The organism is uncultured Jannaschia sp. (assembly GCF_947494025.1).
Taxonomy (GTDB): domain Bacteria; phylum Pseudomonadota; class Alphaproteobacteria; order Rhodobacterales; family Rhodobacteraceae; genus Jannaschia.
On sequence record NZ_CANLTQ010000145.1, the window covers coordinates 1 to 479 of the forward strand.

Sequence of the window (479 nt, forward strand, 5' to 3'; positions counted from 1 at the left end):
CCGTACTCGTCCGCACCGACAACCACCAGGACGCATTGCTTCTCCTCGGCCATGCGCGGTTTGAAGTAGACACCGTCGGCCCAGATGTAGAGGAACCGGCGCGCGCCGAGGTCGCGCTTCTGCCACGCCCCATAGTCCTCCCACCAGTCGGCTTTGAGCCGCGTGATGGTCTTAGCCGACAGGCCCTTGGCGTTCGGGCCCAGCAGGGCCGCCAGCGCCTCGCTGAAGTCGCCAGTGGAGACCCCCTTGAGGTAGAGCCAGGGCAGCAGCTCCTCGACCGACTTCGCGCGGCGCAGGTAGCGCGGCAGGATGCTGGGCGTGAAGGTGATCCTGTCCTCGCCCGGCTTGCGGTCCCGCACGCGCGGCACCTTCACCGCAACCGGACCGACGCCGGTCAGGACCTCGCGCTCCGGGAGATACCCGTGGCGCACCAGCCTGGCACGTCCGTCCTTGAGCCTGTGGTCGGCGAAGGCCGCCAG

At 68.9% G+C, this 479-nt stretch carries 1 protein-coding gene; it reads right to left on the bottom strand.

The features are described from left to right. On the bottom strand, positions 1-479 hold a 479-nt coding region (locus Q1B08_RS21705), incomplete at both ends, for a transposase (RefSeq protein WP_299823523.1).